The sequence below is a fragment of the Bradyrhizobium sp. F1.4.3 genome (assembly GCF_040548375.1).
GTDB lineage: Bacteria > Pseudomonadota > Alphaproteobacteria > Rhizobiales > Xanthobacteraceae > Bradyrhizobium.
Genome location: NZ_JBEPRN010000012.1, coordinates 81,711 through 106,315 on the forward strand (window position 1 = coordinate 81,711; position 24,605 = coordinate 106,315).

The 24,605-nt window shown below is 57.4% G+C and carries 16 protein-coding genes and 4 pseudogenes; 4 read left to right on the forward strand and 16 right to left on the reverse strand.

Annotation, left to right across the window (positions count from 1 at the left end; genetic code table 11):
• Positions 1-90: 90 nt before the first annotated feature.
• The 10 genes and pseudogenes from ABIB73_RS26250 to ABIB73_RS26295 all read right to left on the reverse strand — a co-directional run bounded on the left by ABIB73_RS26250 (position 91) and on the right by ABIB73_RS26295 (position 14,408).
• Positions 91-609, reverse strand: a complete 519-nt coding sequence (locus ABIB73_RS26250; RefSeq protein WP_354097979.1) for a hypothetical protein — start codon at positions 607-609, stop codon at positions 91-93.
• A gap of 307 nt (positions 610-916) precedes the next feature.
• Positions 917-1,262 (reverse strand): annotated as a pseudogene (locus ABIB73_RS37645) (helix-turn-helix domain-containing protein); the annotation flags it as partial.
• Positions 1,263-1,761: 499 nt separating this feature from the next.
• A complete protein-coding gene (locus ABIB73_RS26260) occupies positions 1,762-4,017 on the reverse strand; it encodes a di-heme-cytochrome C peroxidase (protein ID WP_354097980.1) in 2,256 nt (751 codons plus the stop codon).
• A gap of 67 nt (positions 4,018-4,084) precedes the next feature.
• A complete protein-coding gene (locus ABIB73_RS26265) occupies positions 4,085-5,455 on the reverse strand; it encodes a hypothetical protein (protein WP_354097981.1) in 1,371 nt (456 codons plus the stop codon).
• A gap of 100 nt (positions 5,456-5,555) precedes the next feature.
• Positions 5,556-8,756: a hypothetical protein gene (locus ABIB73_RS26270; protein ID WP_354228676.1), complete on the reverse strand. Its 3,201-nt coding sequence runs from the start codon at positions 8,754-8,756 to the stop codon at positions 5,556-5,558.
• A 421-nt stretch (positions 8,757-9,177) separates the two neighbouring features.
• Positions 9,178-10,246, reverse strand: a pseudogene (locus ABIB73_RS26275) (transposase); the annotation flags it as partial.
• Positions 10,247-10,342: 96 nt separating this feature from the next.
• Entirely contained in the window at positions 10,343-11,122 is a 780-nt protein-coding gene (locus ABIB73_RS26280; RefSeq protein ID WP_354228678.1) for a hypothetical protein, read from the reverse strand.
• Positions 11,076-13,112 carry a DEAD/DEAH box helicase gene (locus tag ABIB73_RS26285; RefSeq protein WP_354228680.1) on the reverse strand — a complete coding sequence of 679 codons (2,037 nt, stop codon included), beginning with the start codon at positions 13,110-13,112 and terminating at the stop codon, positions 11,076-11,078. Before ABIB73_RS26285 ends, ABIB73_RS26280 begins: the two co-directional genes overlap by 47 nt.
• Before the next feature lie 83 nt (positions 13,113-13,195).
• Positions 13,196-13,636, reverse strand: a complete 441-nt coding sequence (locus ABIB73_RS26290) for a hypothetical protein (RefSeq protein WP_354228682.1) — start codon at positions 13,634-13,636, stop codon at positions 13,196-13,198.
• 25 nt (positions 13,637-13,661) lie between these two features.
• A complete protein-coding gene (locus ABIB73_RS26295; RefSeq protein ID WP_085399657.1) occupies positions 13,662-14,408 on the reverse strand; it encodes a hypothetical protein in 747 nt (248 codons plus the stop codon).
• A gap of 880 nt (positions 14,409-15,288) precedes the next feature.
• Here ABIB73_RS26295 and ABIB73_RS26300 point away from each other — a divergent pair.
• From ABIB73_RS26300 to ABIB73_RS26315, 4 genes are read left to right on the forward strand one after another with little or no spacing between them, the layout of a single operon-like run.
• Complete coding sequence (locus ABIB73_RS26300; protein WP_317242860.1) at positions 15,289-16,428, forward strand: DNA adenine methylase; 1,140 nt, start codon at positions 15,289-15,291, stop codon at positions 16,426-16,428.
• Complete coding sequence (locus tag ABIB73_RS26305; RefSeq protein WP_144030663.1) at positions 16,425-17,144, forward strand: hypothetical protein; 720 nt, start codon at positions 16,425-16,427, stop codon at positions 17,142-17,144. The genes ABIB73_RS26300 and ABIB73_RS26305 overlap by 4 nt, the downstream gene beginning before the upstream one ends.
• On the forward strand, positions 17,122-18,117 hold the full coding sequence (locus ABIB73_RS26310) for a beta-ribofuranosylaminobenzene 5'-phosphate synthase family protein (RefSeq protein ID WP_354097984.1): 996 nt from the start codon (positions 17,122-17,124) through the stop codon (positions 18,115-18,117). Before ABIB73_RS26305 ends, ABIB73_RS26310 begins: the two co-directional genes overlap by 23 nt.
• Positions 18,114-19,745, forward strand: coding sequence for a non-canonical purine NTP pyrophosphatase (locus ABIB73_RS26315; protein WP_085399661.1), 1,632 nt, complete (start codon positions 18,114-18,116; stop codon positions 19,743-19,745). The genes ABIB73_RS26310 and ABIB73_RS26315 overlap by 4 nt, the downstream gene beginning before the upstream one ends.
• Positions 19,746-20,182: 437 nt before the next feature.
• Here ABIB73_RS26315 and ABIB73_RS26320 read toward each other — a convergent pair whose 3' ends face one another.
• From ABIB73_RS26320 to ABIB73_RS26345, 6 genes and pseudogenes are all read right to left on the reverse strand, one after another.
• Positions 20,183-20,383 carry a hypothetical protein gene (locus ABIB73_RS26320; protein WP_085399662.1) on the reverse strand — a complete coding sequence of 67 codons (201 nt, stop codon included), beginning with the start codon at positions 20,381-20,383 and terminating at the stop codon, positions 20,183-20,185.
• Positions 20,384-20,484: 101 nt separating this feature from the next.
• Positions 20,485-20,667 carry a hypothetical protein gene (locus tag ABIB73_RS26325; RefSeq protein WP_354097985.1) on the reverse strand — a complete coding sequence of 61 codons (183 nt, stop codon included), beginning with the start codon at positions 20,665-20,667 and terminating at the stop codon, positions 20,485-20,487.
• Between the two features lie 198 nt (positions 20,668-20,865).
• Positions 20,866-21,269, reverse strand: a pseudogene (locus ABIB73_RS26330) (hotdog domain-containing protein).
• A gap of 45 nt (positions 21,270-21,314) precedes the next feature.
• Positions 21,315-21,714: pseudogene (locus ABIB73_RS26335) on the reverse strand (hotdog domain-containing protein).
• A 533-nt stretch (positions 21,715-22,247) separates the two neighbouring features.
• Complete coding sequence (gene ccoS, locus ABIB73_RS26340) at positions 22,248-22,409, reverse strand: cbb3-type cytochrome oxidase assembly protein CcoS (protein ID WP_085399664.1); 162 nt, start codon at positions 22,407-22,409, stop codon at positions 22,248-22,250.
• Positions 22,409-24,598, reverse strand: coding sequence for a cation-translocating P-type ATPase (locus ABIB73_RS26345; protein ID WP_354037553.1), 2,190 nt, complete (start codon positions 24,596-24,598; stop codon positions 22,409-22,411). The genes ccoS and ABIB73_RS26345 overlap by 1 nt, the downstream gene beginning before the upstream one ends.
• Positions 24,599-24,605 lie beyond the last annotated feature (7 nt).

Below are 24,605 nucleotides of genomic sequence, written 5' to 3' on the forward strand. Positions count from 1 at the left end.
GTCGGATTCAACGACGGCATTAAGATTGAGCCATTTTTTCTCAATGTGCGATGAATGCGCGACGGTATCCCCGATCGTGCACGCGTTTCGCTAAACGCCTGACATTCGATCCAGTTCGTCCGCAACCAGCTTTTCGGCATTAAAGTTCTCGTTGGACTGACAAAATACTTCCTCGGCGGTGTAAGCCATGGCCTCTAGCGGACTTTGCCGATACCCATGTTTCTCCAATCCATCGGCGTACGTCGCGAGAAACCTTTCAGGACCAAGCAATCGCCACTGTACAACATGGACTAATTCATGAAAGTGGAGCCGCTCACTCGACGCAGAGCGACGCTTTACGAAGAATGTGTCCAGGTACGTGATACCGTCGTAATCGCCGTTTTCGAATTCGGCGAACTGGCTGAGTCCTAAAGATGATAGTGGCGGCATCGGAACCCGTTCGACGACGGCAACCTTGGTCGACGATAAGAGATTTCCGCTGAAGTATTGCGACAGTCTCGGGAATCCGAGCGAACTTACGATCCTTACTTCGTTCGAATGTGCTTGTAGTGTTTGATGAATCCAACCGATTAAGTGAGGGTATAGTGTTTGGAACTGTTCCGTCGTCATGCGCGCTTTCCCCGAATTTGGAGTTTGGGAGACTCGATCAAACCTAGCATAGAGCTATACGCGCCGCCTGTTGGAGCCTTCCCTTTATTGCGAAAGTACCTTCCCTTATTGCTTATTCTCAATATGGATCTCATTCATCAGGTCTCATTAATTGAGGAGCGGACATTTTTGTCTGCGCCATATCGGACCTAACGTACCTTTCTGGACCGGACATTTTTGTCCGGGAAGTCTCCGTGAGATACAGTTCATAGATGTTCGTCTTGCCGAGGCCTCGTCTCTGGATCGTGAGCAGCCCATTTGCTTCGTGTGTGATGCGGTGGCCTGGTCTTACGAAACTGCCGAGCTTCTTGATGTCCATATGGATGAGCTCGCCGGGGTGCTCGCGCTCGTAGCGGCGCACCGGCTCGGCGGGCTCCAGATCGCGTATCCGGCCTAATCCCAAGCGGCGAAAGATACGGCTGATGGTGGCCGGTGACACCTCGATCTCGGCATCAATCTGATTACCGGAGTGGCGCTGTCGGTGCAACGTCTCGACGGCAGCGCACGTGGCCGGCGGGGTTTGGCTCGGCGATGAATGAGGTCGCGACGAGCGGTCGCGCAAAGCCATCCACGCCTTCTGCTCGGAACCGCTTGACCCATGTGGCCAAGGTTTTCGGTGTCGTGCTGAACTAATTTGCCGCCTCAGCCTGCCTCAGCCCGCCCTCGACCTCGTCTCGCACCATCGCCTCTCGACCTTTGGGCGTCAAAGGCGCATTCTTGTGGACGTTCATCTGGTCTCACCATGGAATACTGAAGCTTCGCAACCTCAGCTTCCTCGGTTCAGACCAGATGGACAACCTCCTGAGAGACCAAAGCTAGAGCGCTCCGTAGCCCATATCCGGGCCGGTCAGGTCGGACAGAAACGCCACCTTGTAATTATGAACATCGCGTCGCGTGCAAGTCGCGTGGCAGTTCGGCAAGAAGAATGATGCTTCGAAAGCTGGTTCCACATTCCTTCGCGACAATCTGTGATATGCAAGGGCGCTTGACCCACCTCAGGGGAATACATGAGAAGCGACCGAGGGAAGAGCTGCTCGTATGGACGAGATGGGCCAACGGCTTCGACAATTCGAAAGGTCTCGATTGACTTTCCACGTGCAGGCAACGGACCTCTCACAGCGTCTTGAGATACTCGACAAGTGCGCGCCGCTCGGCGTCGGTCAATTCTGGCCCGATGACACCAGGCGGCAGCTTCGTTAAGTCGGTTTCCTTGCCTTCAAACGAATGTCCACGATTGCCGTTCCCAAGCAGCGAGACACTGAATTCCGTCAGACCGGCCGCACAGGCGTCGCTCGCTTGAGTTTTCGTGACAAGCCCGACATTGACTGGATCGAATTCGCGACTGCCAACGCAGAAGGACATCGGCCGTTCCTTCTGCGGCAACAACATGTCTCTTAGCGTCGGCACAGACCCGTTGTGCAGATACGGAGCTGTCGCCCAAACACCATCCAGCGGGCGCGCCCGATATTGAGGTTCGAGAGCAAGAACATCTTCGTCCTTTCCGTTATGGTTCGCCCGAGCCCCAACGTAGACTCGTTGGTTTTGGCAATTCTTCCTGGGTCCCCAGATCTGCTGCTTGGCTTCTTCCGAGGTGCCGTTCGCAATGATCCATTGGTCAATTGTCTTTCCGACCACGTCCATGAGTGCGAGTACGAAAAGAGGATCTGCCCCTGTGTTCACTGGAAGGCCGCAAGCCCAGGCTTTGTTGAGGTCATCGACTGGACTTAATCCAAGTGACTCGGGCAGGTGAACGCGGCGCGTCGTGAGGACATCGGATTGTTGACGATCGGTACCGATCGCCGTGACCGGCATCTGAACCACATTGAAATAATGCCGCCCCCCTATGTTCACCCAATTCTTCTCGTTCTTGGCGGAGCGATCGGGGTTCTCCGGCTTCCAGAACGAATGCTCCGGCCATCTTTTGTCGAAGGCAGGATCGTTGACCGGGCCTCGGTGGCATTCAAAGCAGTGCGCGCGATAGAGATCGCGGCCATTTTCAACGAGCTTTTCGTCAATGCCCCATGCCGGGTCGCTCCGAAATTTTTCCTGTGCGTCCCTCCACCTGGGCGCTACGAGCCCGGTAAATTTTTTGCCGCTTGCATCGGCCGCCGAAAAGGGATCGGCGCCGCGCAGAAGTTCTTCGAACCGCGCGATGTCGGATAGATGTATCGATGAGGCAAAAAGTGGCCGTCCGGGCGCGGGCGCGGTCATATTGATTTTCGCGCTGACACCGAGCGCCTCGCCTGAATTGCGAACAAGTTCGTTGAGAACGGAGGCGTCATACTGCGCCCAGAGGAAATATGGTGTGTCCCAGATCGGCGGAAAGCTCACGGGCGCATCGTGGCGGGCTAAGTTGCCCTTGAGGAGTGGATCCGTGAGTTCGCCGGTCAGGGGATCGAGTAGGTTGCTATAGAAAACCTGGTTCCCGATCCGGTTCAGCGCGTCAAGCCGACCGAAACCTTCATCGAGATCCGCAACTCCCTGTTCCCTCAAAAGGCTATCGCCCTGCGCCTTTTGCTTTTTGATCTTTTGAAGTGCAAGGTCCAGATCGCTTCGAAGCTGCTTTCGATCAACGCCTTGACCTTTGATCTGCTCCAGTCTGCTGGCGAAACGCTCGAACCGCCACGGCAAAATCAGCGTGTAGCCGATAGACAGCCCGACGACTCGTTCAACCTCCCCGAGATTGAGCATCGCCGGCCCACCGTCGAACCGAAGGCTGACATTTTTGTACTCCAGATGCCCCGTATGACAGGCGGCGCAGGTCAATCCGATCTGATCTTCGTACGAGCCTCCCGTCGCCGGGTCGACCCCGCCCTTAAGGATGGCAAACCCGACAGGCAAGCCATTTGGATTGTCGGGTAGGTTTGGAGTCCAACCGGAGCTCCCACCGCCCGCATTCGACCCATCTTCGTGATAACCGTATGAGGGCGCGTTACGGGCGAAATCCTTTGAGCTAGGACTCGGGATAAAGCCAAGGCGGCGCAAGTAGTCGTCGTCCGTCAAGCTCGTGTAAGAGAAGGACAGCTCCGGGCGCTCCAACGCCAGGAACCATTGATAAGGGACAGGTATGGTCGCCGTCCCCTGCGAGGTGTGGTGAAACCAGTAACGCTGGCGCGAGCTCCAATTCTGCGGCAGCCAATAGGCGCTTTCGATTTTCGATGGCTCCGGCAAGGTAGCAGGCAGCAGTTGAGCGAGGAGAGTTGCGTCGTTCTTGATTTTAAGAGCTGCATCGCGAACCTTCTCAGGCGCGAAATACACCAAGCCGGCCGACACAATCGCGACGACGACGATTGCGAACAACAGCCCGGCGACATGAGGCCAGCGCCTCACCCAGGAATAAAGGTGAGAGCCGAAAGAACGTCTCCCCATGGCAAGTACTCCATCTATCTCTTTCGCGCGGCCGGCGGGCAGCCGGAAACGGCGACAGCGTCTATTACTAGTTCAGCAATTGGCTATTGATGAAGGCGACCACGTCGGCCGTCTCGGCTGCCGCGCGTCGCGTTATCGTCGCCGCCGCCGGCCCGCCCTGCAAGAACGATGGGAACCAACCGAAATTGCGAACATTCCAGTTTTCCTTTGGCAAGACTGCTCGGTTCACGCCTGGCACTGCGAAGTTTGGAACGTTCCTGGCGAGTGGCTGCGCCGTCTCGGTGTGACAACTGACGCAATCGGTATTGAAGAAGTGGCTTTTCTTCGGGTCGGCAATGATATTGACGATTTCGAGTATGCGACTGTTGGGCACGTTGCCATCAATGAACTCGGATGTCGAAACACCCTTGCGATCGGCGGCTGCTAAAGGCGGATTTTGCAATGCCGCGTGACGACAGGTGATCGGACTCTGATTGTTGGTAATCGGCTGGGGGACGACGTGTTTTCCGCCGATGACGCTGAACATCTGCGCTGCGTGTACGCCATCAAGCGTCGGACCAGGCACGGGTATTAAGCCAGCCTGCGGGACCCTTAACATCGAGACGAAAACCCAGGGCTCGGGCGGCGAGATGCCCATGACAGCCATGGTGTTGAGGCGCTGCGGTGAAAGATGCTTCTCGAGTAGGGCCTTGAGTGCATCACGAAACGCCTTTGCCGATGCCCCAACAAGGCCCGGATGCACATTCAGATCACCAGCAGTCGAGACTTTGACATTGCCAAAATGTCCGGCTGCAAGTTGATCGCGCAAGGTCGCGACGTCGCGAATGATTGCCTTGAAGGCTTCATCGTCCGGCTTGAACCGCGGAAACGGCGCACAACCGTCGAGAGGCGGATCCGGGTCGAGGTTAAAGCTAAAGATGAGGTGGCCGGCGGTGTCATGAACTTTGAATTCGTCTGGTCCATTGGTTACCGGCTGAATGATGAGGCGGATTTGCGGTTGTCGGCCAAACTGGGCAATGACATCCGGCGACAATCCCGGCGCTCCCGGGTCGATTCTGATGCCGGCAACAAACCAGGCGTCGATCTTTTTCACGGCATCGGGCAGCTGGATGTGGCGTACACCTGAGTCGGGCACTCCCGGACGCTCGGGATTCTCGGCGTTGGCGATAAAGCGTGCAAAGTCTGCGTCGGAAAAAAGTCGCTGCGGAGATCCTGTGGGGCCGGCGAGATCGGATGCCGCGATCAGATTGGCCAGGTCAGCCGACGACCGCGGTGGAGGGAAGAGGATGGACACATCGTTGGGCGAAAGCGGCTTTGCGGCCGTTTGCGCCGGAGCCGCTCCCACCCCCAAAGCCGTGACGAACACCACCCCCGCCGCAAACAGTCTTGAAAGCCGTCGACGAAACCTTGTTCCGCACATTTCACCCCTTGCCGTCATTGGCAGTCCCCCTTTGAGACGAACAAGTTCAAATATCAGTCGTCGAAATCTCGACGCAACGTTCACTCAACAAGCAAAACGGACCGGCGGCTCAAGCTTCTCATTCCTCACCGTATAACTGGCTTTGCAGGGTCTTGATTTTCGTCGGATGCAACGCCTCCTCGATACAGCCGAGGAACATCTCACTCCTTGCATTGACGCGCGCGCCGTCAGCCGGGGCATGTTCCATGTCCGTCTGCAACGCACGCACGGCCGTCCAATCCTTCGCACGATCTTTCAGCAACTCGAACAGTGTCTGATGGTTTTCGTAAGGACTGATTCGAAAGTGAGCGAACGTCACCTTGGCTGAAATCTTTGCATCCCTTAGCGCGTCGGGAAGCGTTAGCAGATCAAGTCCTTCCAGCTCGTCAAGCTGTTGCGTTTGCCTCTGCGCTTCCTGATATTGTTCACGCCCGACCAATTGATACATTCCTCGCGGACGAAACAGCCATCCGTCATCCGTTCCTGGCTGGTTTCCGAACGGGTTGCCGTCGTAACCAAGAACGAAGTTGGCCAACTCCTTGGGATGGTTAAGCAATGAGTTCACGTCGACGGGCGGCCTGTTTGCAGCCACAAGCTTTGCGTTGTTCTTGTCGATGCGATCGTGCCATTTCTGCGGGAGTTGAGAAACCGCGCTGTAAGAGAAGTTCTCGCTGCTGCGCGTAAAGTCGGAGCTGTCGTAGGAGACTGATCCCAGAATATAGGCCAGGATGCGGGGATCCGTCTCCTCGACGCGATCCCATTCCTGCAACAAGGCTTTGACCTGCTCGGCCTGAAAATATGCCATATAGCTCTTGCGATATGGCGGAACAGGTGAAGGGGCCGGCGAATGGTCCTTGCTCGATTCAGTCAGCTGGTGCGCGTAGGCGGCGGCTTTATCCTGATATTTCTCATAACCTCGCTCTTGCAACCAATTGCTCTCATAGCAGGCAAGCAATGGCTGCGGCTTGATCTTTGGAGTTGGTCGATATTCCTTGGCGAGCTCGTCGGCGTAGGCAGCGTGTGCGAGTTTGGCGTCTTTGAGCGTTTCAAATGCGGACGCAACCGATCCATTCAGGAGATGAAACAACTTCACTTGCAGGCAATCAGCGTTGCTCTGCCGCTGGCGGGACTGATCGAAGTCGTCCTTCGGGACGCAGTCCCAAAACCGGCCACTGCTCAGTGAGATGATATCTTCGGTCTTCTGGGACAACGTCCATCCGAGCGGAAGGCTATAGAACAAGCCTGTTATGTCGGTTCGGCCGAAGGTTGGAAAACGCTGCACGCTGGGGGTGACTTCCGCGTCCGGCCGACGATCGATGCTGGTTGCATGATTGAGCGCGACATAGGTTCGGGAGCTTCGCGTGCTCAAGAGCGCGCGTACCGGCTCCATGAGCTCACCGAACATGAATGAACCATGATCACCGAATCGCCCGCTCACCAGGGACAGCAGGTAGATCCGGAATTTTGGCGCGTCAGAAGTGCCCTTGATGCTGTTAAGCTTCTCAATCAGGTCGAGCGCGGTCTCGATCCCCGAATTCTCCACATATCCGCCATCCACCAGGCGCGCCTGCGGGTTAGTGGTTATGCAGTCATTTTTCAATGAGACGGTCGCTGCCGGTGTCACCCATGGAAATCGCGCGCTCGTGAATGCGGCTGTGCTGAGCGAAATCCGAAGTGAGTGACTCTTGACCGTTTGGTCGGCCCCCGTTGCCACGCGTTCGAGTCCCGCGAGAACACAAAGGTCCGTGTCATTCGGGTGTAGCGGATCGAAATCGAAGGGAGAGATAACGGCCCGTTTACCGCTGCCGGCATCTGTCGTGTTGAACAACAGCGCCGGCATGTTGTTGCCGACTGTCCAATGGGACTGAAAGTCGGCCCTTAGCAGATTGGATTGATCGCCGGTGCCTTTGTGGCTGTCGAGCATTTTGTCGCCGGCGTTCTCCAAAGTATATTCCAGAAAACGCGCGCGATCGAAGGCGGGGATCGCGACCGGAGAAAACATCTGAGTGAAATCGGTAAACAGGAAGCCGGCAACCAAAGGCGAAAGAAAATCGGTCGCCAAGACGCTTGCAACGCGCTGCTCCACCGGCCCAGGCGCATCAATATCTTGGACTCGTCCGACACCGGCCAGAAAGTCCGCGATTTTCGGGCATGTCTTTCCGTCGGCGGCATTCGAATCAAGGGACGCATTCTCGGCGTGGAGCGCAGCGGCGAAGATGGCGGAACCGACGCTGCCTCCGGAGACAGCGCTTATCGCAAACAGATGCTGTCGAAATGCCGGACAAAGATCCTGCATTCTCGCAAGAAACCGCGCCGCATTATTCGCAGCATAGATACCTCCTCCTTGAGCCGCGACAATGAAGACGGGATATTCGCCGAGCCTCCTGGCTTCCGCCAGCCGCGGCTTCTGTAAGAGCCACTCACGGAACGCCGCGACCGCGGACATGCGCGCGTCTTTTGGCAGGCTGTTTGCTTCAGCGGCGGTGCGCAGTTCGTGGTCGTCGCCTCCCAACAAGGAGGCAAGCAGAAACAAGCCGCCAAAGACAACCGGTATAAATGGAAAGGTAAACTTGATCGTCAGTAAGGCAAAGTGGACGGTGAGACCAACGACGCAAACCGCAAAGAGAGCGATCACGCCGAACGATCCGAAAAATTGTGCGAGCCTATCCGGCAGCAGAATGAATGCTGTTGTCAACAGGACGATGCCGCCGATCGTGAGCGCGAGAAACCTGTAGCGGATGAAGTAGGTATTGTTGGCGCGGCTCGCGAGATCAATCGATCGATCTCTTGATCCCATCCGCCACGTAAATATCACGAAGCAGACGAGCATGATCAGCATGGCGATTGCGAGGATGAGCAGTATGTTACGCTCGAACGCGAGCGCATGGTCCTGAATGCGGAAGATACTTCCGACTTCCTCGACCTCACCGACCTTTCTCGCTGGGCGCGACGCGAATTGACCTGCCGTCGCGGCGATTATCGGCAGTGCCCCAAGCAAAACGGGCGCAAGTCTTATGTAAAAGGCCAAACGGCCCGTAGCGTGGGCAATTTCCGGCAGGGACGCAGTTGTGAGCTGAAACGCGCCTGCCCAGATCGTTACGGCAATCACGCCCAGGGCGGAGAACTCCCTGACGGTCACCCAACCAATGTCGTCAGCGGCTATCCGATAGAGCTCCTGGATCTGATCTGGCAGATATAGCAATATTGAGATGGCTACCGACAGGACAATCATCCACCGGAGGTTGCGTAACAGGGCAAAGAGCTGTTCGCGCACAGTCATCGCATCAATTCCCTAAGAGGCTTGCGGAGATACTCACGGAGTTAGCAAAGCAGCAGGGGATTCCGGACATTCGTGCTGCTGGTACCGAACAGGATCGAGCCCGTGGACATACAGGGGACCTGCAACAAAATAATTATGGCGCGCTCGCGAGAAGAGCGTCGAAATTGATGACTTAACCTACAGTAGCAATCCGGCTTTGTCGACGGTGAATCAAGAGTTTTTCGACGCGGATACCCGAGACTATGACGAACTCGTTGGCTGCATTGCCAGTCCACGCGGCAAGCACACGCGTACAACATTCCTCGGTCTCCACTCGATAGATCGTCTTCGCCCTACTCGCCGTCGGACAGGCCCGGCGCGGTCAACGTACCGTACCTTGAAGTCAAAGTTTCTCAATTTAGTCCGATTAGAGTTTGAATTTATGCGCCTGATTGGCTGACTGCGCAGCTTTTGCGCCACTGATGACGCGGAGCGAGCCTCGAAAGCCACGCGCTCTTAAGTGGCGCCAAGGTTCGGCTCCATTGCGGTAGCCGGACGCCCATTGATCGTCGAGCGATGGCAAGTGCGGATCCAGCGAACTTTGCCTGGTTCGGAAGACGTCGTGACGTTCGCCGCGGACCACCTGTCGCACCAGCTTCCCGCTATGGCCAGTCTCACGTACGATCTCCTTGATAGGTATGCCGTTCTTCGAGAGAGCCATGATAGCCGCGTTGGTCACCTCGCGACGCAGATAGCCCTCATACTGGAGGCGCTCAGCGGCCATGAGCAGCTTAGGATCGATCGTCGTCGTACCGATGACGATGCGTATCTGGCGCATCGATTTGCGCACGGCATCGAGGAAGGCCCGACTGGCGTTCTCCATCAGATGCCAACGATCGGCGACCGGTACCGCGTGCGGCGATGCTTTTGCCGTGGCTTCGCCATATCCTCCACCACGATAACGGGCGACAATCGCGATCCTGGGATGAGCAGATAGCCAGGCTTGGGCGGTCGCGGGTTCACGATCCGGCAGCAAGGTGACCACCCCGCGCCTTTCCAGGTGGCAGATGATGCTCGCCTGTCGGTGATTGCGCCGCCACGCCCAGTCATATGCCAATAACCCTGAGCGTGTCAGCTGGGGGACGGCTACGGCGCCGAACTACCCGAAGAAGCGTATCTTTGCTCACCGGCAGCATTAGCCGCTTTGCAAAGTCTGCTGCCGGTCGACCGAGCCGTCCGTCGCGCTGATGGCGCCAGTACCCCTTCGGCGGAACGCTCGGTGAAGATTTGCGCCCGCAGAGGACGGCATCGCAGCGGAAGCGGCGGGCGATTAACACGAGCTGGACGATCCGCCCCGAGAGCGGCAGATCAGTCACGCGTCGCCGATAACGGCTAGACGGATTGCCTCCACACGCGCCGGCTGCAAAACGATCTGTCTTGAAAAGGTTGCTGGTCTCTCGTAAAGAACTCCCGCTGCGCCTGCCCGCACGGATCGCCCTTCCTTTGGGCATTCATTCAGCAACTCAATTCAGAACGCTCAGAAATCCTAATTAACTGATACCGAGGCGAGCGAGAGAAGCACGACCACTACCGCCAGCTGATACGCGTTAGCCGAGCGCGCTGACCGAAACATTTTCGTACACACCAAGCGAAAGAACCTTGATCCTTAGCTTGACCTCGTATCGACTGAGAACGACCTCCTGAAGCCCGCGCAGCTCAGCTTCGATCGCCGTCGATCCATCGAGGTTTGGCATCGGCAGTCCAAACAAGCGATCGTTCGCCCCTGATTTGCGGCGGTAGAGATCTTCGAGAAAGATGAACTCCTCCCGGCGCTGTTCTGCGATGCTTTCCAAGGCGGTAACGACATAATCTTCGTTTCCATAGGCCTCGTAAGTCGCGGCAACCTCCTTGGCCAAGATCGGAAGGCACGAGCGCGTCCAGCTCGGCAACGATAGCACATCGTACTCCTCCCAGCCTTCGCCCAAGATCACTTCGTCCCCTTCCGTTAGAACGCCTTTGGAGGCTCCTTCCTTTACGGTGACGCAATATCTCTTGCGAAGTGGCCGACCGAGCGAAAGAGATAGTCCGAAGCTAAGGCGCAACGCGTTCGTGCGGCGGCCCTTCTTCGCTTTGTCCCTCAATCCAAAGAGGATCGGAGCATTCAGGAGAAAGGCCGCGGATTGCTTCTCAACCCATCGGAGCCGCGTTTCCCAGCTCGCGGCATCGTTCGGTCGATGGGCGACGAACACCGACTCGTTGTCGGGGAACGACAACCGATAGCCTTTGTCGTTCTCGATGCAGGTCCCGTCCGCATTCTTGGCGATGTGGCGAAGCAACCTACTAACTGCGCGGTCGCCAAGTCCAGTCCGGCGGCGTGATTTTTCCATACTGACCATAATCCCCGACGTATTGCCTCAACTCGTCTTCACCCAAGCTGATCATTCGCCTGCGCATGTCGGCCGCGTCCCGGCTCTCCATCAACGCCCGCCCGATCCCCATAGTCAGCTTGTCTTCATAGACCTTCTCGACCTGCATGGGCGACATGAACTCACCCAAGACGCTGCGGCACTCTTTCAGCTTTTTGGTAAGGACGATCTGCACGTACTCCTCGACCGTTCCTCGGGTGCGGAAGTTGTAGATGGAGACGTCGCGATCCTGACCGACCCTGTCGACGCGCCCGATTCGCTGCTCGACGCGCATCGGGTTCCAAGGAAAATCGTAGTTCACGATGGTCCGTGCGAATTGAAGATTGAGCCCCTGACCGCCGGCGTCCGTCGAGATTAGGCAGGCCTTCGTCTCGCCCTTGAACGCGGTGCGCGCTCCGGTCTTCTCGTCCTGATCCTGGGTCCCCCGATAGCCGATGACTGCACAATCTGGGTTTTGCGCCGCCAAGGCCTTCATCAGGAGTTCGTGCGTCTTCAGGTAGTTGACGTAAACGATGAACTTCTCGTCGCGCGCGAACAACTCCGCCGCCAGATCGAGCAGGCGCTGGGATTTGGCATGATGCGCCGCGTCCCAAGGTTGGCTCTTATAGCATGCAATGAACGCATCGAGCTTCACGAGGTCCGAATCGTCGCGCGTTATCGAGGCGAGATCCTCGACGCGCTTGCGCAGCGCCGTGCTCAAGGTGTGGATGGCCGCAAGCGGATGGCTCGCCATTTCTCGCAGCACGAGCATAGCGATCAGGACGAACTGCGAAACGTGCTGCGCCATGCCGGACGCGCGAGACACTTTGGCCGCGGCGCCCATGTGTCGGCTGTAGATTCCCTTCAGGAGCACGAGCAATTCATCGTAGATGACTTCTTCGGCCGGCTTGAATTCGGTGATCTCGACGAGTGTGAAGTTCCGCTTTGCGAACAGGATATCGGTCTCGCGACGAAGGCTCCGAGCCATCAAGGGCGCCAAACGTCGTTGAAGAACGTCGTTGTCCTTGATGATGCGGTCGCCGGCCATGTGCTTCTCGGCGAAGAAGCGACGCTGGCCGAGATAACCCGGTTTCAGCAACGTAGCGAGATTGAACATATCATAGCCGCTATTATGGATCGGCGTGGCGGTGAGGAATACGCGACGCCGGGCCCGCAGCGAGTAGACGAAGCGGAATCGAAGACGGTCCGCGTTCCGGCAGTCATGCGCCTCGTCGACGACGAGCAGATCCCACATCCGCTTTCGAAGCATCTCGGACAACGCCGTGTCCTTGCCAGTTCCTTTCGCCTGATCGAGGGAAAGCAGGAGGATCGGAGTTGATTCGAGCTCGGAGTACGATAAATTCTTGATGTCCGAAAGAAGTTCCCGCCCGAAGAACCTCGACACCTCTTCGATCCACTGCGGTTTGACGTTCGCCGGGACGAGCACGAGCGCAGTCGCATACGGATCCTCGGTGAGGATGTCCTCGAGGATGAGGGCTGCGACGTTCGTTTTGCCTAGGCCGACTTCGTCGGCGACGATCGCCAGACCCCTCATGTCCTCCGCGACATTTCGGGCGGTCGTGACTTGATGGCGGAAAGCGACATGAGACCCCTGCATGCGGCCGTGACCAAGCAAGAACAGGTCCGGATGTTCGGCGGCGACGTCGAACGAGAGATCGAGCGCCTGCGCCGCGGCGACCGCGCTCTCCTTTCCGCGACCGAAGTTGGCCACATGGCTCTCCGCCGGCGATCGCGGTATCTTCGCGAGAGTTTCGTCCGCGGTCGGAACGCTCAACCTCGCGCCTTCGTTGATTTCGCGCTGTTCCGCGGCAGGAACGTTCTTGACGATGCTCCAGTAAGCCGCATGGACGTCGAGCGCGGAGCCGGTTCGAACGTCCACTCCGAGAGCCCGTAGGTCGCTGCGGACGGTCTTCGGCGGGAATTCTTCGACCGCGTCGACGAAGCTCGGCACCGAGACCGAATCCTCACGTTTACGAAGGCGTTCGAGGACGCGAACGTAAGTCAGAATGCGCCCGAGCGGCGGTCCACCGGCCGTCATGACCCGGGAGGATCGTTCTTTGGTCGAAACGTCAGGATGGTCCGCCAGGCGCTGAAGTAGCCGGACAGAAGCTGCAGGCTCGAGAGAGCCAGGAAGATGAAAAGAACGATGTAGAACGGCGAGACACCCGGCGGAAGCGCGTTGGCGCCGGCAACGCCTAATCCGATCAGGTGCAGCGCGCCCTCCGCGCCGTAGATTATGACCAGTACGACGAAGGCTGGCGGCAGGAGGACAAGGAGCAGGTAGACGAGGACGCCGTACGACCACATCGATTTGAATAGCTTCATCTTCTGGCCTGAGATGAACGTGTCGTCCGATCGGGCGTCCTTGATCGCTTTCTTCAGCTCCTTGGCGTCCGCCTGAACGGGATCCAGGGCCGATTTGAAAAGGCCGACGCCGTTCGAAGATCCGTAGAGCAACGCGAGCACCGCGAGCAACGTTTTTGCATCCTCATCCATCGTTTCAAGCCGCCGGTATCTTGTACATGTCGTAGAACTGCTTCTGCAGAGCCTTGTCAGTCTTGATGACGTCGATGGTCACGGTATCGATCCACATCCTGTGGACCTCTCGATCCCAAAGATACGGACTCGCCATCCGCTTCGCAGGCAATTGAAGGCGAATATCATCGACCAGGTACTGCGCGGCGCTGACGAAACGGGCCGAAGGTATGCGATAGATGCTGCCGCTGGCGGGAAGGCCCTTCGAGTGCTTCTCGCCGGTCTGCTCGGGTTCGACGGTATTTATGAGATGGTAGAGCCGCCGCAGGGCGACGGGATAGATGATGGTCTTACGGAAGCGCGCGATGAAATCCGATGCGAGATTGGCGGCCTTGCGCTGCGTCAAGTTGAAGATCATCGCCAAGTCGTCGTCGTCCGCGAGATTCCAGTACCAGATGTACTGCACGTAGTTCCGTAGCCGCCATAACTGAAGTTCTCGTGGGGTCACGAAAGGCTGCTGTCCATTTATCCAGGCGCGGTATTCGTAGTCGGCCAGACCGCCGAGCCGTTCCTCGACATAGGCCTGCAGGATCGCCTGCCGATCTCCTTTGCCCGCGTTCGGAAATTTCTTCGACGTACAGTAAGCGTGGCATTCGGCAGGAATGGCGCGGGCGACAGTCACGAGCACGTTCGGCATGTAGACCAGATCGGTCGGTATCTTCACTTCGAAGTACGCTTCGTAGTCGGTAGGAACGGTGACCGCCTTCGCCATCGACAATTCTCGTGTCCCCTGAGCAACTCGGAGTCGCTACTACGCCCCTATAGGATACAACGAGAGAATGCAACGCCGCGAGAGATGTAGAAGCGTTTCTCGTTTGAAATGCGTCGATTAGTCCGCCCATCGAGCGTCACATCGATGCCGCAAAAGGCCCGTGTCCCGGATGACACGCTGGCGGCGGGGTCCACAGGGGCACGGCCGAGACGCTACTCAGATAGTGTTCAATGCTGGGAGTGTTGGCGCGCTGCGATTTCGTTGCGGCGTTCTCAGAGAAAAAACTGGCTCGCCGGTGAGCTTCTCGGCAGCCAAACGTGGGTTTATGCTGCGCTCGGATTCTTAGCGATTTCAGAGGCTTGCAAGGCCGAGCTGCACAGTAAAGCGCATTTCGGGACCGCCTGTGCTCTTCAGCTTGGCCAGGTTTCAAAACCATCAAGGGGAGCCCAGTTGCAGATGTGTTTGCAGACAGCCTGTGACCTTCAGGTTATGAGCCCCGTCACAAGGCGCAAAAAGCCCAATCTTTTCAATCTTCAAGCGGGCGCTTCGTGCCAGTTCTGTGCCGTGGAGAGAACAGCTACGGCTGGTAATTATTGTGAGTCCTTCCCGCGGGCTTGGGCCGCGAAGAGGTGGATACATAAGAGTGATCAAAGCCGGGGCCGATCCCTTGCCGTCGGAGTTGCCAACTGTCCTAGCTGACTCCTTCTGCGAAGCACCGATCTGGAAGAATTTTCTAATCGCATACGCCGTTATGTTGCCCCGCAGCCACGATCGCCTCCGCTGGAATACGGAGTGAAGCATACCCTTAGTTATCAACTGCGAATTGTTTACTTCCAAGTTTCGCGTCCATAGTATCTGTGCGGGGTTTGGGGGACGACCAGTGTCGCGGTTGAGTAAGCTTGCAGTTGAGAGAGAGATTATATCGGCGAGCCCTAAGGGGCAGACTCCGCCTTCGCTGACGCTGATAAAGTCCGTCAGCGAAACGATCGCGCAGCTTCCATCGACGAGATACTATGGGAGCAAGCGAAAATTGCTCCCGTGGATATACGATCACGTCCGAACCCTTGAGTTCGACACCGTCTTGGATGCACTCGGTGGTACGGCGTCTGTCTCGCTACTTTTCAAAGCAATGCGTAAGACAGTCACGTATCACGACGGGTTCCGATTCAACTTGGACATCGCAAGCACGTTGCTTTCCAATCAGACTGCGATGACCCGAGACGATGTATTCCAATTCCTTGACAACGTTACTCCTGTTTCCGGCGTCGTATCGAGATCATTCCGCGGGATATATTACAAGAACAGAGAGAATAGCTGGATTGACGGCTTTGTGGCTTCGCTTCAACGATCAGACCTGTCGCGAGCACAGACCGCGCTTCTCCGCTATCTTCTCTATCAAGCATGCCTAAAGAAGCGCCCATTTAATCTCTTTCATCGGTCCAACTTACACCTCCGGACCAACAAAGGGGTAAGTCGATCTTTCGGCAATCACGTAACATGGGAGCGTAGCTTTCAGCATCACATCATGCAGGCTTACGACGAACTGCCAAGCGGCCTCAGAACGCACGCACAATGCGTTGTCATGCAGTCTGGCAACGTCGAGCGCATCAAGCCGGGCTACGACCTCGTTTACATCGATCCGCCCTACGTAAGCGAGATCTCGCGTTACAATCGAGACGATTATTGGCGTCGCTATCACTTCTTGGAAGGCTTGGCGAACTACAGCACTTGGGAGCAGCGGATCGATACGGCTTCGGACATTCGACTACTGCGTCGCCCCAAATGGATGCTCGACTGGGCGACGAAAGCCACTTTCGCGGAACGTCTATTTGCTTTCATCAGCACGCACAAACAGTCCCAGGTCGTCCTGTCGTATGTGACGAAAGCGTGTCCCGGCGAACGCGAAATTACGCGTTTCTTTGAAGACACATTCGCGAATGTCTCGATTCACTCACGGGAGCACAGCCACGCGCTTGGCGCTACTCCCAGACGAGAACTACTATTCATAGGACGACCATGACCATATTTGAGGCCCGAAATACTTCAATACCGACATGGCTTTTGATTGTCCTGATGGTGGCGATCGTCACATCGGGTAGCGCAGTCTATTACTTCCTTTATCTAGATCCGAACGACGCTAAGTTGATTGGCCTCGTTGGCGGCGTCATTTCAGGCGGCCTCGTCTTTCTTCTTACTTACATTGTATCAGCTCAACCCCTTCGAGATTTGGCTCGCTATGAGCAAATGGGAATTCGCGGTGTACTGGCCAGCCGCCATGACAAAGCCTATTATGCTGTGCTCGTGTCGAAGGCACGACGATCCGTCCAGGTGATGGGCGCCTCTTGCACAAGATTCGTCGAGGACTTCTTAGACTTACAGAGTGAAGACCACGCACTTGTAGATGCGCTTCGGCGCAATCAAACACTGTATGTTCAGCTCCTCATCCCAGACGACGAACACATCGCCGAGAGCAGCACGCCTCGATTACCTGGATTGTTTCACAAGCTCGAGGCACTTAAACCGGAGTTCGGCGAACGGATCGAGCTGCGCCGCTTTCATGCAAAGGCCCAGCACAGCTTCATGAGCGTCGACGACGACCTGGTTGCTGGGCCCATCTTTCAGGACAACGAAAGCAAATACGCTCCTGCTGTGCACGTAGCGATGTCAACGCGGTTCGCTCAGAAGTACTATGATCACTTTGAAACGGTCTGGAATGCCTGTGAACCAACTGGCTGAGGCAAGCATCGTCGCGTCCGCTCGTATCCATTTGGGCCTGATCTCGATGCATGCAGGAGGCCCCAGAATGAATGGCGGCATCGGATTCGCCATCGTGAATCCGATCGCCAACGTCAACGCTAAATTAAATTATCGCTTCACAATTAGAGACTCACGACCTATTCCACTCCTTGAGCACGAACTCGATGAGCTGATCCGTGATGTCGAGGTCGTTCGACTCGAAAATGGCCTTAGGCCAGCAACGATCACCATCTTCGGCCCCATTCGAAGTCACGTGGGTATGGGATCGGGCACAGCAATCAGGCTTGCCATCCTGGAAGCTCTATTTGCGCTGAACGGGCAGTCGCCCGCTGATAAAGCTCTTGTTGCAAATTCGAAGAGAGGGGGCACTTCTGGCGTCGGAGTGACGTCTTACTTCAGCGGAGGGATGATCTTAGATTTGGGCCGCCCCACCGACGGCAGCCTTCCTACGCCGTCGTCGCAATCGAATAGGCTGGTCTCCGCCGCAACTATCCTTCCTACTTTGAGAATGCCGGACTGGCCACTCTGCGTCTGTATTCCTGAGCGTATACGAGCAAAGACACAGCGAGAGGAGGTGGAGTTCTTCGAGCGCGTCCTTCCGCTGGCTATCCAGGATAGCTACCGCACCTGCTACGAGGCAGTCTTCGGAATCTACGCTGCGGTCAAAGACCACGACTATCAAGCGTTTTGCCGCGCTGTAACCTCAATCCAGACGACGACTTGGAAGGCGCTGGAGTGGAACGAATATGGCGGCGCTCTGCAGCGGCTGAAGGGGCAAGTGGAGCGCTTTGGCGTTGATTGTGTCGGAATGTCCAGCTTGGGACCATCCCTTTTCTGCTTTGCGACGCCCCAAACACTAGATCGCTTAGTCGAGGCCCAATTATCCTTGAATTGCGAGATCTACAAAACGCGCCCAAATAACAGCGGGCGCGTACTGCGGCTTTTGCCATGAAAGAACTGACTTTCTTTACATCGAACTCAACGAAATTGGCTCATGCACGTTACATCGCCGAGAGATACCCGGTACGCATTAAGGGCTTCCGGCAACGCACCTACCACGCAAATTACGATGAACCCCGGTTAGCATCGAGAGCAGATCTATTGGAGGCAAGTTATCGCAGTGCACTCCGTCAGTGCACAAAAGCAGGCCTCTCGACCGACAACCATCCATTCATTCTTGAAGATACATCCGTAAAGATCGATGCACTCAGCCGGGACGGAGGCGAGGTACCTGGCGTTGAGATCAAATACTGGATGGAAGGGCAGACATTCTCCAATCTCGAAGCAATGCTACTTTCAGGCGGGAACAATAGATCGGCGACGGTGCGTTCAGATCTTCTTCTGCATATTCCGAAGCACTACAAAGCTATCTGGCAGATCAAGAGCGACTATTTGACGTTTGTGGGTACGCAACAGGGACATGTTGCGGGATCGGAGTTCATTTTTGAGACCAATCTAGTCTATCCTTGGCTAGACAATCGATCTTTCAACAAATGGTTCGTCCCAAGCGGTCACGCACTTCCCTTCGGAGCCCTACCGATTAGCGATGCCGATCGTGTTGACTTCAGACGCAAGGCTTTCGCACAACTCTTCGACTTCCTAATTGAGCGGCGCTATCTATCCTCCGAGCCGAAGCAACTTGAATTTGGCCTCGACCGTAAGCCCAACTTGGTCATGTCAGGCTTCACCTGTGCTGGCAAAACCACCGCCAGCCAGCACCTCGCTCGAAAGTTTGGCTATCTACACGTTGAGGCGAGCGATTTCATGTATCTGAATTACTATTATCGACACGGCTATCGTGGTGACATTTCGATAGGCGATTTCGCCGAAGACGCTCTAGCTCAGAAACCCGAGATCGCCGCAGAGAGAGTCGCGGAATATATCGCAGACAAGGGAAGCGGGCCGGTAATCATATCCGGCTTTCGCTCCCCCGGAGAAATTGACTACCTCAGCGACGCCATGAACGTACTGGGAAAGGCAATCCGCATAGTCTTCGTTGAATCCAACGAAGCCGCCCGATACAAACGCCTTGCTGCGCGTGGGCGACCTGGAGATGATATATCCCTAGATGCGTTTAGACGACGCGATGAACAACAACGCCGAATGGGCCTCGAAGAGATCGCCAAGTCCGCAGGTGCGATGACTCTTAGCAATGAGGCTAGCCTGCCCGAATATCTCGAAGCCATCGATGTTCTCGCCGGGCCGGATCTGCCGGACGATATTATCGTTGCGAGCGCGCTCGCCCGACTCGTCGACGTAAAAGAGGTCAAATTGGAAGACGCCATTTTAATCGCTCTTCTGGGCGCTTGGACCAGCGAGGAGAGTCGGCCTTTCTTTTCTACCACGCAGATTGCCCGGAGAATTCAGGCGACATTTTTGAATGCCCCGCCAAAGCATAAAGACAACGTTAGCCGTTACTTCAATCAGGATTTCTATGCGTATTACGAGATTGCCGGCGAACAATCCGACGCCAAACGTCGTTACCGGCTTTCGAACACCGGTTACGGCATGGCTATTCGCTCGTTAAGGACTTTGTTGAGAGCCAGCCAAAACCTTTCGCGTCCTGCAGAGCCGCTTTAGCTTCAGATTTCGGCCAGCAGATTTAACCGAGCATCTCGGCCGGGATTGCGTCCATGGCCTTCTGATCGTCCGACTTGAATAAGTGATCGGTCGCGGCTCGTTTGCGGGCCACCTCTCGCTGGCTTCGGATTGACACGATTTGCGGGAATGAAAGCGCATAGGGCAATGAGTACCGTTGCCCACAGTGACACGGTCCCCAATCGGGTGTATTCCGAACCCACCACCAGAACGCCGCGCGATAGCTCGCCACTAGGCGTACTTTTTTTCTGCTCAGCCTGCCAAGGTGTTCTTCTGGTCAACCGCAACTGCGGCTGCCCAGCTGAAGTCATAATGAGTGCCCAACAACTTCATTGTGACAACAGCGACAAGAACGCAGATGATCTTCAACAACGTTCTGGTCGAGAACACTCTATTGAAGCGCGTCATGATGCCGCCTTCTAGCGCTGATGACCGAGCCGGATTCCAAGCTTGAGCGCCTTTTGGCGGAGTGAGCCTTCGGAGCGCTTTGTGAGCTTCGCAATATTCGCAACCGGAGTCTTCGCTTTCGAATGAGCGCGCAGCTCCTTCACGTCAGCCTTCGTGTATTCACGACGCACAGGTTTCTTTTTCGTAGCCGTCTTCTTTGCCTTTTTCGCCACTCTTAGCTCCTCGATTCGAGAGTGGGCGTACTAGCACAGCTACATTGAGGCGCAACTCTCCATCAGTTGACCTTATCCGCTGGTCCGATGCGTGAACTCGCTCATGATGTCGGTTTTGCCGGCGATTTGATGACGGAGAGATTCGGTCTGTGCCCGAAGTTCAAGCACGCATTAATGCGCTGCTGGCGGCGGGTATGGCCACCGGTGCTGCCAAATTCATCCACGACGAGCGCGGCATCCAGACGTTTGGAAAGGCCCCGGGCCGGGCGCTGGCGCGCCTTCACGCCGACCTTCGTCGTTTTCTTTGCACACGGGGCCAAGTGAGCACGGGCAGGGCGTGCTACGAGCTTGCCAACAGCCCATCCGGTCTGTCCGATTTGCACGCTACAGCGCACAGGAGTTATGCGCCTCCGATCCGCGGCGCGACGCACCTCTTCGTTTGTCACCCGACGGCCAAGGCTTGAATGGGGAGCAGATTTCATTTATGCCCTTCCATAGCAAGCCGCAGCGCCTTTCGGGATACGCTGAGCTTTTCCGCCTGAGATAAACGCCACACGTACACGCGCCGTGACCAAGATATCCTCTGCGCGCCTGCATTCCTGCAGTAAGGTAATTGACGCGCCTCTCACCTCTTGCGGGAGAGTAACGACGTCAAGCACGTCGTCCAAAACTGCCGGCTTTAGAAAATCGATTGTCATCGACCGGACCTAAGGTAAAGTTTGGGCGCATCGTTCCGCGCCTCTTGGAGCAGCGCGTGCTGACTCGTTCCGAGCAGGCGCAAGTAATTCGTCCTGCCGCGTTCCATGAAGCGTAAAAAATTCGCGTGATACACAATTTGGCCGAACACTGGTTTGCCGATGTCGCAACAGAAGCCTAATGACTTGATTTCATTGGGACGCTGGAAGGCAAAAGCGTGAATGAGGCGTCAGATTTATCTATGCCCTTCCATAGCGAGCCGCAGCGACTTCGGGATGCGCTGCGCCTTTCCGGCCGAGATAAACGCCACCCGTACGCGCGCCGCGACGAGGAGATCGTCTCCGCGCCTGCATTCCTGCAGCAAGGCAATCGACGCGCCCCTCACCGCTTGCAGGACTGTACGACGTCAAGAAGTTCATCCAAGACCGCCGGTTTTAGAAAATCGATTGTCATGGAGCGCACAACGAAGGCAAAGCCGGGCGCATCGTTCTTGGCCTCTTTGAGTAGCGCTTGCTGATTCGTTCCGAGCAGGCGCAAGTAGTTCGTTCTGCCGCGTTCCATGAAGCGCAAAAAATTCGCGTGACCTGCATATGGTGGCGGCCGTCGCGAATTTCGCCGTCAAGAGAGGCTGCCACGGTGCGGTTCCTTATTCCCTTTTGGCACCCATTGTCTCGCACAGAGGCGCGTGGGATTGCTTCGTGCAGTCCGAGGCTCCGGCGCACCGCCGTGGGTGCTGCGCGCCCCCTCAAGAGAGATCAACAACTTAGAAGCTCGGCCGCATCTTCGGGGTGATGACGAACTGCCCATTTGGACTGCGATTTGCAGGCCAGTGTGGCGCTGCCGGCGCAACGTCTGGATGACCTGGCACTGGTTGCGGGGCTTGGCTCGTCGGTGAGTGGGGGGCTGGAGGATCGATCATGCGCCGCTCCACACCTTCCGCGGAACCGCTCGACCCATTTGGCGATGGTCTTCCGTGTCGTGTTGAACTGATAGGGCGTCGGCCTTGCTCAGCCCGCCCTGGACGACACTCCGCACCATCGCCTCTCGGTGGGCGTCAAAGGCGCCTTCTGGACTTTCATCTGGTCTCTCTTGGAACACTGAAGCTTCGCAACCTCAGCTTGCTCGGTTCAGACCAGATGGACAACCTCTGGAAAGACCACACCTAGCCCTAACCCTGCGCCTCCTCCGGCGGCCGGTCCTCGCCGACGGCCCGCCACGCTGCGCCCTCGAGATCGTCATACTGGCCACTCCGGAGCGACCAGAGGAAGGCGATGAGACCGGCACCTCCGAGTGCCAGCATCAGCGGAACTAGGATCACCAGAATTTCCATCACGCGATCTCCCGCGAAGTGCTGCGTGCGCGCAGCGAATTTAGCATGACCAGGACTGACGATCCGCTCATGGCCGCCGCCGCAATCAGGGGCGTCACCACGCCGCTGATCGCGACCGGCACCGCCAGGACGTTATAGCCGATCGCAAGCCAAAGGTTTTGCCGCATCAGGCGCAGCGCCTGGCACGAAGAGTCGATCGCCGCGACGACCGGAGCCAACGGCCGGCCGAGGAAGACCAGATCGGCGGTCGCCTGGCTGAGATGCGCGCCCGAGATCGGCGACATCGAGACGTGAGCTGCCGCAAGCGAGGGCGCATCGTTCATGCCGTCGCCAACCATCAGCACTTTTGCGCCCCGCTGCTTCAACTCCTCGATCCGCGCGATCTTGTCGGCAGGGGTGACGCCGGCGCACCACTCGGGAATGCCGAGGGCGTCGGCCGCCGCCCTCACCGCCGGTTCGCGATCGCCGGACAGGATCTCGATGCCGATGTTGCGCGCCTTCAGCGCCGCGATCACCGCTTGCGCATCCGGACGCAGGCCCTGGCGCACGGAGAGGATGAACTTTTCGCCGCCCTTGCTGAAGACCACGACGGACGCCTCTGGATCGAGATCGGTGCCACTGACCAATGCCTCGGCACCGCAGAAAGACGGACGGCCGAGTCGGATTTCGACATCATCGACCACAGCACGCACGCCCTGCCCGGCCTCTTCGACCGCACTGAGGATGGGCGATTTGGCACCCGCAGCCTGCGCCACCGCAGCTGCGACAGGATGATGGCTCGACAACGCGAGCCGGCCGGCGAGATCGAGGATATCTGCCGGAATATCGGCCGCGTTCGTGACTTCGAGATCCGGCAGCGTCAGCGTGCCGGTCTTGTCGAAGATGACATGGTCGACTTCGGCGAGGCGTTCGATGGCATCGCCCGAATTGAGCAACACGCCGGACTTGAACATCGCGCCCGAGGCGATCGTCTGCACCGTCGGAATCGCAAGCCCGAGCGCGCAAGGACAGGTGATGATCAGCACTGCAACGCCGGTAACGATCGCATCATGCCAGCTTGCGCCCGCAATGACCCAGCCCAAAATGGTGATCAGCGCGGTCGCATGCACCACCGGCGCATAGAGCCGCGAGGCGCGGTCGGCGAGCCGCATGTAGCGCGAGCGCGCCTGGAGCGCGTTGTCGAGTAGCCGCGTGATCTCGGCGAGCAGCGTCGCTTCGGAGGCCGCCGAGACCCGCACCCGCAGCGTGCCGGAGATGTTCATGGAGCCGGCATAGACCGGCGTGCCGTGCTCGGCCGTGACATAGAGCGTCTCGCCGGTGATCAGGCTTTGATCGATCTCGGAACGCCCCTCGATTACGGTGCCGTCGACGGCGCAGCGCTCGCCGGGCCGCAAGAGCACGATGTCGCCGGGATGAATCGCGGCGACCGGCACCTGCGAGATTTCATCGGGGCCGACGAACTTGGCCGCGGTCTCAGCCTTGAGCGCGGCGAGATTGCCGGCGACCGCGCGGGTCCGCCGCCGCATGTTCTGGTCGAGGAAGCGCCCAACCAGGAGGAAAGTCAGCAGCATGATCGCCGCGTCGAAATAGGCGTGCTCGGCGTGGTTGATAGTCTCGACCACGGACATGCCCAGCGCAAGGCACACGCCGATCGAGATCGGCACGTCCATGTTGGTGGTCTTGGCCGACAGCGCGCGCCAGGCCGAGCGGAAGAACGGCTGGCCGGCATAGACCGCCGCCGGCAGCGCGATCAGCGCCGACAACCAGTGGAAGAAATCGCGCTGCTCCGGCAGCATGTCCGAGACATTACCGGACCACACCGGGATCGACAGCATCATCACGTTCATGGTGGCGAACGCGGCGACGCCGAGGCAGCGCAGCAGGAAGCGCGATTCGGCGACCTCGGTCGCCTCCGCGCTCTCGGTCTCGTAAGGGTAGGCCTTGTAGCCGAGCTCTTCGAGCCGATCGATGAAGCGGGCCGGATCGAGCGTGCCCTGCTTCCATTCCAGCGCGACGCGCCGGTCGGTGAGATTCACGCGCGCCAGCGTGACGTCGGGAATGGCGGACAGCCCGCGCTCGATCTTCGCCATGCACCCGGCGCAATGCACGCCTTCGACGGCGAGATCGATGTGCTGGAGGCCTTCGCCCGCAGCCCGGACATAGTGCGAAAAATCCCGCGTCATCTGCATGGCGTGT